General features: G+C 48.3%; 11 protein-coding genes. 7 read left to right on the forward strand and 4 right to left on the reverse strand.

The features are described 5' to 3' along the window. The first annotated feature begins 5 nt into the window (after window positions 1-5). The 3 genes from JUB14_RS05170 to JUB14_RS05180 all read left to right on the forward strand — a co-directional run bounded on the left by JUB14_RS05170 (window position 6) and on the right by JUB14_RS05180 (window position 4,739). The gene (locus tag JUB14_RS05170) at window positions 6-2,282 is read left to right on the forward strand and encodes a GumC family protein (RefSeq protein ID WP_207504723.1); all 2,277 of its coding nucleotides are present in this window, start codon (window positions 6-8) and stop codon (window positions 2,280-2,282) included. Window positions 2,283-2,332: 50 nt separating this feature from the next. Further along, a complete protein-coding gene (locus tag JUB14_RS05175; RefSeq protein WP_207504724.1) occupies window positions 2,333-3,796 on the forward strand; it encodes a lipopolysaccharide biosynthesis protein in 1,464 nt (487 codons plus the stop codon). Window positions 3,797-3,860: 64 nt separating this feature from the next. Continuing rightward, complete coding sequence (locus JUB14_RS05180; RefSeq protein WP_207504726.1) at window positions 3,861-4,739, forward strand: glycosyltransferase family 2 protein; 879 nt, start codon at window positions 3,861-3,863, stop codon at window positions 4,737-4,739. 12 nt (window positions 4,740-4,751) lie between these two features. On the opposite strand, the gene JUB14_RS05185 is transcribed toward JUB14_RS05180, so the two are convergent. Beyond that, on the reverse strand, window positions 4,752-6,146 hold the full coding sequence (locus tag JUB14_RS05185) for an undecaprenyl-phosphate glucose phosphotransferase (protein WP_207504729.1): 1,395 nt from the start codon (window positions 6,144-6,146) through the stop codon (window positions 4,752-4,754). Between the two features lie 275 nt (window positions 6,147-6,421). On the opposite strand from JUB14_RS05185, the gene JUB14_RS05190 reads away from it, so the two are divergent. After that, window positions 6,422-7,147 carry a GAF domain-containing protein gene (locus JUB14_RS05190; protein WP_207504731.1) on the forward strand — a complete coding sequence of 242 codons (726 nt, stop codon included), beginning with the start codon at window positions 6,422-6,424 and terminating at the stop codon, window positions 7,145-7,147. A gap of 26 nt (window positions 7,148-7,173) precedes the next feature. On the opposite strand, the gene JUB14_RS05195 is transcribed toward JUB14_RS05190, so the two are convergent. Next, the gene (locus tag JUB14_RS05195) at window positions 7,174-8,262 is read right to left on the reverse strand and encodes a glycosyltransferase family 4 protein (protein ID WP_207504733.1); all 1,089 of its coding nucleotides are present in this window, start codon (window positions 8,260-8,262) and stop codon (window positions 7,174-7,176) included. 85 nt (window positions 8,263-8,347) lie between these two features. Next, window positions 8,348-9,220 carry a glycosyltransferase family 2 protein gene (locus tag JUB14_RS05200; RefSeq protein WP_207504740.1) on the reverse strand — a complete coding sequence of 291 codons (873 nt, stop codon included), beginning with the start codon at window positions 9,218-9,220 and terminating at the stop codon, window positions 8,348-8,350. Between the two features lie 417 nt (window positions 9,221-9,637). Between JUB14_RS05200 and JUB14_RS05205 the strand changes: the two genes are divergently transcribed. Continuing rightward, window positions 9,638-10,648 carry a glycoside hydrolase family 16 protein gene (locus tag JUB14_RS05205; RefSeq protein ID WP_207504741.1) on the forward strand — a complete coding sequence of 337 codons (1,011 nt, stop codon included), beginning with the start codon at window positions 9,638-9,640 and terminating at the stop codon, window positions 10,646-10,648. Between the two features lie 75 nt (window positions 10,649-10,723). Here the strand turns inward: JUB14_RS05205 and JUB14_RS05210 are convergent, their stop codons facing one another. Continuing rightward, complete coding sequence (locus JUB14_RS05210; RefSeq protein ID WP_207504743.1) at window positions 10,724-11,872, reverse strand: EpsG family protein; 1,149 nt, start codon at window positions 11,870-11,872, stop codon at window positions 10,724-10,726. Window positions 11,873-12,114: 242 nt separating this feature from the next. Here JUB14_RS05210 and JUB14_RS05215 point away from each other — a divergent pair, with 242 nt between their 5' ends. Together JUB14_RS05215 and JUB14_RS05220 are read left to right on the forward strand one after the other, a co-directional pair. Continuing rightward, window positions 12,115-12,798, forward strand: a complete 684-nt coding sequence (locus JUB14_RS05215) for a GAF domain-containing protein (RefSeq protein ID WP_207504745.1) — start codon at window positions 12,115-12,117, stop codon at window positions 12,796-12,798. A 78-nt stretch (window positions 12,799-12,876) separates the two neighbouring features. Next, on the forward strand, window positions 12,877-14,004 hold the full coding sequence (locus JUB14_RS05220; RefSeq protein ID WP_207504746.1) for a DUF1972 domain-containing protein: 1,128 nt from the start codon (window positions 12,877-12,879) through the stop codon (window positions 14,002-14,004). The last annotated feature ends 70 nt before the right edge of the window (window positions 14,005-14,074 follow it).

Below are 14,074 nucleotides of genomic sequence, written 5' to 3' on the forward strand. Positions count from 1 at the left end.
TATGTATGGCCGATAGAGAGGCAACTACTACCCAGGTTCAACCATCGGGGCGTATTGATTTGAAAAAAAGCATGTACCGGTATCTGCGACACTGGTACTACTTCCTTATTGGATTACTTCTGGCACTAGGCATAGGTGTTTTCCTGATGCTGTTTATTACACCCAAGTACCTTATATACAGTACTATTCTGGTTAGAGATATAGACAAAGGTCCCGATTTTCAGGCGGGTAATCCGGCTTTTCAGGATCTGGGCATATTCAACCAGGCCACCAGTATCGATAATGAGATAGAAGCGTTCCGGTCGTTGAGTCTGATGGAGCGAACCCTGAAAGAACTAGCCCTGTATACCAGCTACTACGTGCATGGTATTATTAAGAAAGAAGAGATCTATGGCAGCGACGTGCCGATCAGAGTGGTGGTCAGGAGCCTGAAAAAGTCGGCTTATGACGAAGATATAACCGTAACCATCAGGGATACCACCCGTTTTGATCTGCTGGACTGGTATGGGCAGGCTACGTATCGGTTTGGGCAGCAGATTGTGAAGCCATACGGGACCTTCTCCATCGTCCGGAATCCCAATGCGACCGGCGGTTTTAAAGAAGTCATTGTCCGGTTCAATAACATCCGAAAGCTGGCGGTAGACTATAACGAGGATCTCAAGATAGCCCAGGCCAGTAAGAATGCGGATGTGCTGAACCTAAGCTTACTGCATCCCCTGCCCGAAAAGGGAAAAGATATCATGAGTACACTGATCCAGGTGTATAACGAGGATGAACGGGAAGACCAGAACCGGCTGGCGTTATCAACGGTACAGTTCATTGACGACCGCCTGCGCGAGCTGACGAACGAGCTGACCGAAAACGAGTTGCAGGAGGCACGCTTCAAGATCCAGAACCGGGTGACGGATGTACGCTCGGAGGCCTCGGCCTATCTGGAAGAGTCCAGAAATTATAATCAGCAACTATCCACGCTGAATACCCAGATACAAGTAGTAGAGTCGCTGGAGAGGTACCTGGCGCGGTCGGGCGAGCTGTACGAACTGGTACCCAGTAACCTTAGCATTGAAGACCGGGCCCTGATGGAGCTGATTGAGCGGTTTAATGACCTGCAGCTGGATCGCGAACGGATGCTGCGTACCCAGGAGCCAACCAGCCCGCTGGTTCAGAACATCAATGGCCAACTGGCCACGCTGAGGCAGAGCCTCATCGAAAACCTTAAGATAATCAGAAGAGGCCTGGAGGTATCCCGCAACAACATTGCCTCCCGCGCCCGGGGCTTTCAGTCGCGAATCAGTGAGATACCTAACATAGAGCGGGAACTGAATGACATCAACCGGCAGCAGGGAGTACGGCGGGACCTGTATGTATACCTGCTGCAGAAGCGGGAAGAGTCGGCCCTGTACCTGGCCTCAACGGGATCAAAGATCCGGGTGCTGGACCCACCGGGCGCGACTTTACAGCCCGAGACGCCCAAGAAACCTATCGTGCTGGCGTTGGCTTTATTTGCCGGTCTGGTGATACCCTTCGGGTTGATCATGGCCGGTAGCCTACTGAGTGATCGGGTTAAGCACCAGGAGACGGTGGAACGGCTTACCGCCGCGCCTATCCTGGGTGAGATCAGCCATCACCGGGGCAAAAGACGTGACATATTGGCCCAGAAACCTAAGTCAAAGGTTGCTGAGGAGTTCAGGTTTATCCGGAGCAAGCTCACCGCTATAGCCAATAACAAAGGCAAACAGGTGGTGCTGATTACCTCAGGGATGAACAAGGATGGTAAAACCTTCGTAGGAGTCAACCTGGGTACAAGCCTCAGTATGGCCGGGTACCGGGTGGTGATGCTGGACTTTAACCTCCGGGAAAAAGATGACTTGTTTACCTACCTGGGGCTGCAGCCGGACTTGGGTATTACCGAGTTTGTCAGTACCAAAACCCTGACTGCCGAAAATCTGATCAAGTCATCTCCGGTTTCCCCCGGTTTTTACTTTTACCTGATCGGATCGGGTCGTGTACCTGAGCAGCCCGCCGAACTCATGATGAACCCCCGTATAGGTCAGCTCATAGCGCAGCTGAAAGAAAAGTTCGACTACATCCTGATTGATACACCGGCGATCGGACAGGTAGCCGATGCGTACTCACTGGCACGATATGTGGATGTATGTTTGTACGTTATGCGCTATAACCACACCAAGAGGGAGTACATAGCTACGGCTGATGAAATTTATAAAGAAGGAAGGTTCAACTCGACCATGATTGTGTTGAATGATGCCCGCAGAGAAAATTAATTATTAGTGAAGTATATCATAGTGCTTCCTGCCAATCCCGATAGTGCTGCATGCTAGGTAAAAAGTTAAGCCAGAATTTCGCCATCAATATTGTATCGATGGTGCTGGGTATCCTTAGTTCTATATTTATAGCCCGTATTGGTGGACCGGCCATTCTGGGTAACATCAGCCTGGCTATGTCCTTTCAGGTCCTGATCAAGTCCATCTTTACCCATACGGTCAATAGCGCCCACCTCAAGATGTACAGTGACGACAAAGAGATAGGGCTGAAGAACTTCCTGTTTGTCAACGTATTCTACAACATCATTACGACGCTGCTGGTACTGCTGTTTGTGCTTTGGAACCGGCAGAGCGGGCAGGGTACCTTTACGGAGTTACAGATCAACCTGATCATCATTTTTATCCTGCAGGACTACCTCCTGACGCCTCTTTACATCTACGTGACCGATCAGTCATCGAAGCTCAATATTCTGCGAGCCAACGTGATTGATTTCTCATCCCAGATCCTGATCAATATAGCCAAAATCGTGGCCGTAGTACTGGGCGAATCTGAGATAGGCATAGCCTGGTACATTATGGCGGCCTGTGGAGTCAGTGCCGTGTACCCGCTGGTGCAGCTCATCAAGTCCAGATTTGGGGGCTTTTCGCTGGATGTGTTCAAGAAGTACATCAGGTATTCGCTCAGTATCTCTACCTCAACCATTGCCTACGGCTTTCTGCTGAGCTTTGACAAGGTACTGCTGGGCTTGTATGCCGTTCCGGCCGAGGCCATTGGGTACTACAACGTAGGTAATAGACTAGGTATACTCCTCATGAGCATCGGGGTGAGTGTGGGGGGAATATTCCTGTCGGTCTTCTCGCAGAACATCCACGATAAAAACCATGATAAAACGCTGGAACAGCTATCCAACTACGAGCGATACATTTCCATGCTGTTCTTTCCGGCCATACTTTTCTCTATTCTTTTCGGGCGGGAGATCATTACGCTGGTATTTGGCGAGATATACGTCCGGGCCTATCCGATCCTGATCCTGTCCCTGCTGTTTGCCCTAGTCAAGACGCTCACGATACCTTACCAGAACTATCTCTTTGCCAACAACCAGTTCAGGACCTTCAACCGGGGCTCCATCATTTTTGCGGCTTCTATCGTAGGGGGTACACTCCTGCTCGTGTATCTGGACCTGTTCAATGACCTCACTATTTCGGTAGCGCTGGGGTTGTTGCTGGCCTGTCTGGTGGAGCGGTTTGTTTTTGTGCGGGGAGCCGCCGAGGTAGATCCCCGCGTCCAGTTCATGTTTCATCCGCGTATCCTGCTGGTATTCGGGGCACTGGCCGTGGGTTGGCTTGTAGCCGAGCCATTCATTGATGCAGACCAACTTTACCTGTCCTATGGTATCAGAGCGGCAGTCTTGCTGGTAGCCCTGCCGCTGGGCTTCCTGACGGGTATCTATACCCGGGCGGATGTGCAACTGGTAACGGGATTTGTACAGGAGAAGCTCGGAAAAAAGTCGTAGTAGTTGTTTATAGAGTATACTAATTGCCTGATTACCACATTTGCCATACATACACATATACATAATGAAATACAGTATCATCGTTTGTACCTACAACCGAGCCACCTTCCTCAAAGAGACCATTGATTCCATTCTGCTGCACCTTACTGACCAAAGTAAGTACGAGCTACTGATTGTTGATAACAACTCCTCTGACACGACGGCTGAAGTAGTCAAACAGTACCTGCACATACCCATCGTTCGCTACGTATTCGAGAAGAACCAGGGCTTGTCCTGTGCCCGTAATAGGGGTATTAAAGAGGCGCAGTATCCTATCATTGTATTCGTAGATGACGACATTGACATTGATCCTAACTACCTGTCTGTGCTGGATAAGCTGTACAGCGACCCATCCGTACAGATTGTAGGCGGCAAAGTACTGCCGTATCAGTCACAAGTACCGGAATGGCTGCCCAAAAAGTACTACTACCTGGCCAGTGTCTATGATATGGGCGATACCCCGGCTTATGTTCCCAAACTAATGGGAGCCAATCATACATTCCGCAAAACCGTAGCAGATAAAGTAGGGGAGTATAATGTAAAGATTGGTCCGCTGGGCGATTTCAAACTTGGTGGTGATGAGAATGATTTTCTGCTGAGAGCCCAGAACAAGGGGTACCGCCTTTTCTATCATCCTGACCTGATCGTCTACCACAAGATCCAGAACCGGTTTAACCGGGAGTTTATCATGAAGTACTCCTACAACATAGGGGCGACAGAGGCCAACATTGATTATACCAACCGTAAACCCCTGATGGCCCTGAAGTCTTTAAAGTACATGGTGGACCGAATAGCGGAAGCAATAGGCCTTTCACCCAACGGAAGTACCGAAATCGTAAAAGAGATCCGGAAACAACACAAGCAGGGGTACCTTGACTTCGTCCGGAATACAGTAGGTAAATAAAGTAGTGTCGGATCAATAGGCGTTCTTTTCTCCTTTGATCACATTGTAGGCGGTCAGGAATATGATCTCCAGGTCCAGCACGATGCTCCAGTGCTCAAGGTACCACAGGTCATACTCGACTCTCTTTTTGATATGGCTCAGTTCGGTTATTTCGCCCCGGTAGCCGTTGATCTGAGCCCAGCCGGTTATACCTGGCTTCAGGTAGTGGCGGATCATGTACTGATCCTCCATGGCCTGAAAATCATCGTTGTGCTTAAGCATGTGGGGGCGGGGGCCTACTATACTCATATCACCCCGCAGTACGTTATAAAACTGTGGAAACTCATCAAGGCTCGTCTTCCGGATTATGCGGCCGATGCGGGTGACTCGTTTGTCATTCTTGGTGGCCTGTACGGCTTCCATCTCTTTGTTGATGGTCATACTCCTGAACTTGTAGCACCAGAAGGGCTTGTTGTCCTTACCGCTGCGAAGCTGGGAGAAGAATATAGGCCCTGGCGACTCGAGGTAGATCAGAATACTCAGGATAGGTATCAGCCAGGAAAGAATGAATACCATCACAAAGAGGCTGAACAGGATATCGAATACGCGCTTAATAAACTGGTTGACGGCAGACTGCAGAGGCTCGTTGCGAAGCGTCAGGATCGGCAGATCGTTGTTGATGATATCTACCTGCACGGGCCGGTCGATGATATTCCTGAGATCAGGTACTACCCTGAACCGGATCAGGGCTTTGTCCGCCTGATCCATGATACGGTACACCCGGGCGTTGTCCTCGGGCATAATGGTGGTATAAATTTCGGTTATGTTTTGCTCGCTGGTGAGCCTCATTACATCATCAAGGCCCTTAAAAACCGGGTAGGCAGGTACATCATTTTTTAAGTCTCTGTCGTCTACAAAGCCGACTATTTTAATGTTGAATTCTTCCTTCTCAATGTAGTTTGCTAGTTTTTTAGACACCGCGTTGTACCCCAGTATCAGAATTCTCCTCTTGGAATGAATCGCCTGCTTGACCCATTCGCGAATACCCAAGTAGAGAAGACGATTGATCACCAGGGCAATGACGAAAAGGATAGAACTGAGATAGACCAGACTGGAAGACAAAGGTACCCGGCGTGGCAGGTACAAGTAGAAGAGGATCAGCAGCAGAAAGACCAGGACCGTCTTAACGGTCTTTCTGAGAAAGCCTTTGAAGTTTACTATAGCATCCGTAAAGTACATGCCCCCCAATAGGCTCAGGATAATCCAGAACCAGTTGATGACGCCCCAGTATTGATAGTACCGGTAAAATAGAGCTGATTCTGCATTTTCTTTGAATATGCTCTGAGATATAATATAGCCAACATTTAAAGCGATCAGATCTAATAAAATAAAGAATATCTGTAGAAATCGCTTGTATGAGGTATTCATAGAAATGGATTGTAGTGGGTGTTCAGTAGTCAATATAGTTACTTACTGAACTGTATACTAAATACTATCTTAATAATATTTTCACGGTCAAACATATATAGCTTATAACCGTTAGTGACTTTGTTCCAGGGATTAGACTGTTTTTTAAAACGTTAACTTCTCCTGGTTTTGTTGGGCCGTATCAGGTAATTAACTGATAAGCTGGTAGTATTGAAATAATTTTAAATTAACCTGACGCGTTACTTTTTTGTTGAATATTTTGATAATATAACCCCATGAAACCGGCACCCTTACCCGACAATGAGCAGGAACGTCTGAAGGCGTTACAGCAGTATGATATACTCGATACCCTGCCCGAAGATGTATATGATGACATCACCCGTATCGCTTCGGAGATTTGCGGTACTCCTTACTCGCTGCTCACCCTGGTTGACAAAGACCGCCAGTGGTTTAAGGCCAAGCAGGGCATGGATGTAACCGAAACACCGCGCATACACTTTTGTGCTTATGCAATTATCGATCCAAATAATACGCTGGTAGTACCTGATGCCCGATATGATGAGCGTTTTCATGATAATCCGCTGGTGACAGGCGAGCCGCATCTTGTTTTTTACGCCGGAGTCCCCCTTACCGATAAGGATGGCTATGCCCTTGGTACCCTCTGTGTGCTGGACAACCGGCCGCGGGAGCTGTCAGAGCAAAAGCTGACGGCTCTGAAGGCACTGGCTAAGCTGATCAGTGTCCACTTTGAGCTGCGGAAGACAAAACGTGAACTCCAGAATACGCTTGATCGGCTCCAGAACTTAGGTAGTGGATTAGCTATCGACGAAAAAGATCTGCAGCAGCTACGAACGCTGATTGACCCTATGCTGACTGAGGTAGAAGCCCTGGTAGATGCCAATCCCCGCCCGGACCAGTTACCCCGGTTAGAGCATCTGCAGAAGGTAGCCCAGTCGCTTAAAACGGCGATTGAAGGTACCCCTCCCTCTCCCTCGGAGTAGTCATTATTCATTCCGCGGCCGATACATCACCGGGATAGTACCGTCCGGTACGCTTCAAGCGTTTGCTGGGCAGCATGTTGCCAGGTATAGTTGGTAAGTATATATTCTTTGAGCTGGGGGTGAATAGGCTCCCGCCACGCCCTGAGTACCGCCTCCCGTATTGACTCCACACTGTCAGGCTCGCAGTAGTAGGCCATATCACCAAAGTACTCTTCGGTGTCACCTTTGCGGGTAATTACCAGATTACAGTCCAGTACCCCGGCTTCCAGTGAGCTAAGGCCGGTGGTCTCAAACCAGCTCGGCAGTACGTGCACCCGGGCGGCTTTGTACAGCGTAGCCAGGTTGTGGTGGTTGATATGATCTATAAACTGCACGTTCCCGGCGGCGGCAGCCAGCTCTTTACACTGTTGATAGTAGGCCAGGTGGTTGGGAGAGGGCTTCCCGATGATGGTGAGCTTCAGATCCGTCCCCTGCAGCGCTTTGATGAGGTTGAGCTGATTTTTGCGGCCTTCGATCCGGCCTACGCATAAGACGTGGTCCTGGTAGTTGGGGTCAGGCTGGATGCTGTTGTTAAATAGCGCGGGATCAATGGCATTGACTACTTTCTGGTAGCGCTGGTTGATGCCGTAGATATTGACAAAGCGCTGGTACTCGCTATGGGAGTTGGGCAGGAGCATGGCCGACTGCTTCGCCAGGTAATGGATAGACTGACGCTGTCCGTGACGAATGTAATACGATGACTTGATCTTATCCCCGTTCTTGACGCTGCGGGCCAGGGTTTTGATGTACTCGATCTGGTCTCGGTCAAAGACGCTGTTCATCACCTTCAGCAAGCCCGTCCGGTTGTTCTTCTCGTATTCGTAGTAGTCCACAAAAATCGTAGAAATAACATAGGGTACCTTCGTTTGCTGCACGTGCGGAAGGATATCGTCGGGACGGATAATATTAAAGAAATGCAGGATATCGTAGCTGTCGTAGGCCAGGCTGTCGTTGCTGAGCTTGATATCTACGGTTACTCCCAGTTCCCTGAGGTACTTAGCCGTCATTTCGATCTGGGTCGTGTCTCCACCCGGTGAACTGAACAGCGTACTTCTGGCAATCATCAAAATTTTCATACGGACATTATGGATGTTACTGAATTAGTAGGAACTAGCTAGCTATCGGTACCTACTACTGGTACCTGAGTAGTACAGTACCTGACTACGATGAGCCCTGCAGGTAGCCCAGTGAGTACTGCTGGTTGATTTTGAAATAGGTACGTTGTTTGGGGGCAGAGGTGTAGGAGCCATATACCAGGTAAAGGAAGATCATCACAAAAGCCTTGATGATCTTGATCGCAAATTTAGGTTTGCTCTGCTGCAGATCTATAATCCGCTCGGACCGCCCCAACTGCTTAGAGTAGCTGTACACATACTCCTCGTTGAGCTTGTTGTTGATCTTGTGGTACACGATCAGACCCGGATCGTACCAGATGTCGTAGCCCAGGCTACTGGCTCGGTTGAGGTAATCCACTTCCTCTCCACCCGCCAGTGAGTTGCCCTTGCGGCCCAGCTCAGGATTGTACCAGCCTATCTTTATAGCAGCCTCCCTCCGCATGGCATAGTTGGCTCCCATCAGCTTGGCAGTTGTCTTTTTCTGATCACCCAGGTCAAAGAGGCTTACCAGGTAGTAGTACTGCAGGGGAAGCCAGTGGGGAACATCCACCTGGAAGGGCAGAACTTTTCCTCCGGCAATATGGATAGATGGATCACCGAACAGCTGGTTGCAGCGGTCCAGGTAGCCGGGATGAATACCAATGTCATCATCCAGAAACACCAGTACGTCGTTGCTGGCCTCCCTGATTCCCCGGTTGCGGGCGTGCGAGAGGCCCTGATTCAGCTCTTTGTAGTACTTTAGAACAGGCAGATGCATAAACTGCTCTACGACCTCCTGCGTATGGTCACTGGAATTGTTATCTACGATCAATATCTCATAAGGGTAGCGGTTTCCAAAGCTTTCCCAGATAGATTCAATGGTCTCTTTGAGATAGGAGGCTCGGTTGTAGGTACAAATTATAAGACTATACGTAGGCATGTCGACAGGTTAGGCATGTAAATAAATACAATTCCGGTTGAATCAGAATTGTTCAAAGCCTCTTTTCTCTAAGCTTCTACTGTCATCATTAGAGTATTATTAAAAAGGGCTAAGGCAGCTACTATGGTCTGATTTTTGCTTGTATTTAAGCAGAGAAAATAGGTATCTACAGCCTTTTCTGTCGATACTGCTCACTTCTGATAGCTGAATATAAAGCTTGTTGGTAACAAGCCTTATATTCAGTTCGCTCACACACACGACGCCCCTTTCTATTGCTGCCCGGGGAGCACTCATGCATACTACGTTCTTTTTTGAAAGTAACCTAATGGTACAATAGGTTACCGTTTACTAAGTGCTTCTGTTACTTACCATATGATTTAACTAAGATTACTTTTTATTTTCTAAACGCTTCCCCGTATGAACAAGATGCTACTTAATACAAAAGTTTCAAAGTTGTGGCTGGCCGCCCTGGTTTTGACCGGTGGCTGTCAGAGTCTGACTGAGCCTGTAATAGACACGACCAATTCGGCCGTTGAGTCGCTGCGCTTATCCAAGCGTGTCCTTGGGAAGGCTATGCGAACGGCTTCGGTACCTAGTACCCTAAATTATGATCTGGATGAGAGTACCCTGCTCACTACGGGTTGGCGCAAAGCTTTTGAGGATGACTTTGATGTGACGCCGGCCAGTACCAACTCGAAGTGGGATGTATGGGTAGGGGGCGCCTTCAATAATGAGATGCAGATGTATACAGCGGATACTGAGAACCTGAGCGTAGCGGCAGATCCCGATAAGGCCGGTAATAACCTGCTGGTGATCAAAGCCGTCAAAGAAAAAGTGACCGGGCCTAAGTACCGCCAGGATGTGGATGCCACCCCGACTAACTTTGACTTTACCTCCGCTCGTATAGAGTCTAAGTCTCTGTTTACGCCTACCCGCACCGAAGGACAGGTACGGATGTCAGCCCGTATCAAATTAGCTACCGGCTACGGCATGTGGCCGGCCTTCTGGGCGTACGGCGACAAGTGGCCTACTAACGGTGAAATAGACATACTGGAAGCCCGCGGTCATAAACCTAACGACTACCAGACCAACTACTTCTTTGGCCGTAAAGCTGACCAGAACCTGGTGATGGATCAGGAAACCTACCTGACTACTTCGACCAGCCTGACCGATGGCTGGCACGTGTACGAAGTCATCTGGACCAAGGATGCGCTTACGTTCATGCTGGACGGAGAGGTCGTTGATGTAAAATCCGGCGGTTATGTACCTAATCTATTCGGCAAACTCGAGAAGGTCACGCTCAACCTGGCCGTGGGTGGAAATTTCTTCTGGGAAGAGGGCACCATACCCACCGCCGATCAGATCAACATCGGTGAAACGGATGGCGTAATGCAGGTAGACTGGGTGAAGGTATTTTTGAAGAAGTAAGAGATCCGAACTATGTATAAAAGAAGAAGACGACCTACGGGCGTCTTCTTCTTTTATACATAGTAAGCTATCTGTCTATTCAAACAAAATAAAGTTAAAAGGGGAGGTCTGGGCGGCTGAGTTGTAAATGGCCCGATAAAAAAAGGCCAGCATCATGACCGCTATAGTACCCCCTACTATGGCCTTGGGTAAGCGGTCGGTGGCGCTGCCAAACAGGTAGTAGCACAGAAAGCTCAGGATAAGTACCCGGAAGTTGAGCAGGTAGTCGTTGGTGCGCGCCAGGATGAAGTTGTCGTACACGATCCGGTCCAGAAAAGCCCCCAGGAAGTAGATGTTGTAGTACTTATAGAAGTCCACATTCTTGAAATTACTCTTGAGCTCGTCGCTGTACCATACGATAGCCATGTCCAGAATGAAGAACAGGATACGGGCGGTTCCGGCTCCTACGGCTCCTTCTTCCGTAATCTCATACATGTAGTCCAGGTTTTCGACGTAGTAGCTGTAGCCCATCAGGGATACAATAGGAGAGACAATCTGGAGCGCCAGAGTGAGTATCTGCGAAGCAAAAACCGTCACAAACAGGAGCAGGCCTATCTGTACGTACTTATTCTTGAACCAGTCGAAGCCCAGGAACGGATACAGGGCTACGGCAATGAGGATACTTTTATGAAAACTAAAGCCCAGAAAGCAGTACAAGAGAGCCCGAAGGTACTTTTTCTCCATAGCCAGATTTAAGGCGTAGAAAAAGATAAAGTAGGCCAGGGTCTGCCGCATGATGTTCATACTGCTGAACATGAGCAGGTACGTAAAAAAGAAAAAGATGTACCAGGGGATCAAAAAGGAAAACTTTTTGAGGGCCTGAAAGAAAAACAGGATCTGTAAAAAAGCGAGTACGATAAACAGGAATGCATAGTGGGCCCGCAGGTAGTAGAGGAGGTAGTTGAGCCACTCGTACCCAAACTCGATCTCCCGGGGATAAACGCCCGTTTTCTGAAGTTCCAGATACCACTCCAGATAGGCCTCGTAGTCTATGCCGACGTAGTACCGGCAACCAATGATAAACGAATACAGAACTACCAGCAGTACCAGGTTGGCACCCCAGTACTGGTACGGCTCAGAGGTGATCAGAACGCTTTGTTTTCCATCCGACGTCTGGACAGACGGCAGAGCTAACAGGATCATGCCTACCATCAAAAGCGTATAGAAAACGTATGTACCCGCCATTCGAGTGATTTAATTTTTCTCAAATTACGCCTTTTAAACAACTAAAATAAACTGTGAGTTATCAATTCTACCTTTGGTTTAGTCCTGCCCGTATAAACTGGCACAGTTCTGGCGGTCTACTTTTTTTAAAGAAGACTTAGCATCCGGTTTGGTAAAGTGACTAAAATCATATCTATTTTAACCTAAATTTAATATCTCCAGAGGTAAACTCTCTTTTTCTTTACATCTAACAGTAACCCGCTATGCGATCAGCCCCTAAACCAGATAATGAAGCAGCCAGAGTCAATTCACTCAGACGATACCAGCTATTAGATTCTGTATCGGAAGAAGTATATGATGATATAACCAAAATAGCGTCTGAGATCTGTGGTACTCCTATTTCATTAATAAGTCTGATTGACGAGAACCGCCAGTGGAATAAGTCGACTCGCGGTGTTAAGCTCAAGGAATTTGAACGTGAACTATCTTTTTGTGCTCATGCGATCCTGGAGCCGGAAGAGTTGTTCATTGTGCCTGATACCCATGAGGATGAACGCTTTCATGACAATCCGTTTACTACGGGGGATATGAAGATACAATTTTATGTGGGAATGCCGCTGGTAGATAGTGAAGGGTTGCCGCTGGGAGCCCTTTGTGTGATGGATAGCCGACCACGTACACTGTCCGATGAGAAGCTGATTTCGCTGAAGGCACTGGCCAAGCTGGTACAGGCCCATTTCGAACTGCGACTGGCTAATATACGTCTACAGGAGAGCAACGACCGGCTCATGCTGGCAGTACCTCTGGTAGATACCGTACTGAATGAAATAGATATGCTGGGTAAGGACCTGTCCAACCCCGAGCAGGAAAGTCAGCTGGAAATGCTGAAAGATACCACTACAGCCCTGAAGTCCCTGTTTGTGGAAGAGGAGCTCGAGGTAGAGTAGCCGGGATATAGTCAGGCAATAAGAAGAGACACATTAAATACACATACTTATACCAAAGAGAAACACCCTAATAAGCTTATGATAAAACTTGCGATAATAGGAACAAGAGGAATACCCAATAATTATGGTGGATTTGAACAGGCGGCAGAGTATCTGGCTTTGGGGCTGATCAAGAAGGGTTACGAAGTAACGGTTTACAACTCACATACGCATCCTTACCAGGAAAAGGAATGGAAGGGGGTAAAAATCATACATGCCCAGGACCCGGAGGGAAAAATCGGCACCGTGGGGCAGTTCGTTTATGATTTTAACTGTATCATGGATATCCGCAAGCGGGACTATGATATCATCCTGCAACTAGGATATACCAGTAGTTCAGTATGGGGAAACCTGGTGCCGGACAAGTACATCCTGACCACTAACATGGATGGGTTGGAATGGCGGCGGACCAAGTTTTCAAAACCCGTGCAACAGTTTCTTAAACAAGCCGAAAAACTAGCTGTCAAGCACAGCAACTACCTTATAGCGGACTCCATCGGTATCCAGGATTATCTGCAGGACAAGTACAAAGTCGGGTCTGTGTTTATTCCGTACGGTGCTCATCTGTTTGATGATCCGGACCTGAGCGAGCTACAACCTTACGGCCTGACGCCTTACCAGTACAGCATGCTGATCGCTCGTCTGGAGCCGGAGAATAGTATTGATATAATCCTGAAAGGGGTAGCGGAGTCGGGCGTAGATAAGCCTTTTCTGGTTGTGGGTAAGCACGAGACTAAGTACGGGGCCTATCTCAAGGAAAAGTACGCGGAATTTCCGAACATCCGGTTTGTGGGTGGTATCTATAGCTTGCGTACACTCAACAACCTGCGGTATTACTCCAACCTATATTTCCACGGACATACCGTAGGAGGTACCAATCCATCCCTGCTGGAGGCGATGTCATCCGATAGCCTTATCTGTGCCAACGATAATCCATTCAACCGATACGTACTGGGAGACGATGCGCTCTATTTTACCACGCACACAGAAGTAGCTGAGCACCTGAAGTCAGTGAATAAGTCAGAAGAACGGTACCAGCGTCTGATTGAAGAGAATAGAACGAAGATCGACGAAATATACCGCTGGGACAGAATCATTGAGCAATACGCAAACCACTTTGAAGAAATCTACAATCGGAAGTATCAGTTGAAGAAAGATCTGGCATAATAAACCAGGAGCGGGACCCTACACAGGTCCCGCTCTTTTGGTAACAGAGGTGTGTGATTGGGAATAACAC

It is taken from the genome of Telluribacter humicola (genome assembly GCF_017355935.1).
GTDB lineage: Bacteria > Bacteroidota > Bacteroidia > Cytophagales > Spirosomataceae > Telluribacter > Telluribacter humicola.

Bases quoted from the DNA above. Each gene is read 5' to 3' on its own strand.
- JUB14_RS05220 (WP_207504746.1), top strand. From the start codon at position 12,877: ATGATAAAACTTGCGATAATAGGAACAAGAGGAATACCCAATAATTAT.
- JUB14_RS05180 (WP_207504726.1), top strand. From the start codon at position 3,861: ATGAAATACAGTATCATCGTTTGTACCTACAACCGAGCCACCTTCCTC.
- JUB14_RS05190 (WP_207504731.1), top strand. From the start codon at position 6,422: ATGAAACCGGCACCCTTACCCGACAATGAGCAGGAACGTCTGAAGGCG.
- JUB14_RS05210 (WP_207504743.1), bottom strand. From the start codon at position 11,872: ATGGCGGGTACATACGTTTTCTATACGCTTTTGATGGTAGGCATGATC.
- JUB14_RS05215 (WP_207504745.1), top strand. From the start codon at position 12,115: ATGCGATCAGCCCCTAAACCAGATAATGAAGCAGCCAGAGTCAATTCA.
- JUB14_RS05205 (WP_207504741.1), top strand. From the start codon at position 9,638: ATGAACAAGATGCTACTTAATACAAAAGTTTCAAAGTTGTGGCTGGCC.
- JUB14_RS05170 (WP_207504723.1), top strand. From the start codon at position 6: ATGGCCGATAGAGAGGCAACTACTACCCAGGTTCAACCATCGGGGCGT.
- JUB14_RS05175 (WP_207504724.1), top strand. From the start codon at position 2,333: ATGCTAGGTAAAAAGTTAAGCCAGAATTTCGCCATCAATATTGTATCG.
- JUB14_RS05195 (WP_207504733.1), bottom strand. From the start codon at position 8,262: ATGAAAATTTTGATGATTGCCAGAAGTACGCTGTTCAGTTCACCGGGT.
- JUB14_RS05200 (WP_207504740.1), bottom strand. From the start codon at position 9,220: ATGCCTACGTATAGTCTTATAATTTGTACCTACAACCGAGCCTCCTAT.
- JUB14_RS05185 (WP_207504729.1), bottom strand. From the start codon at position 6,146: ATGAATACCTCATACAAGCGATTTCTACAGATATTCTTTATTTTATTA.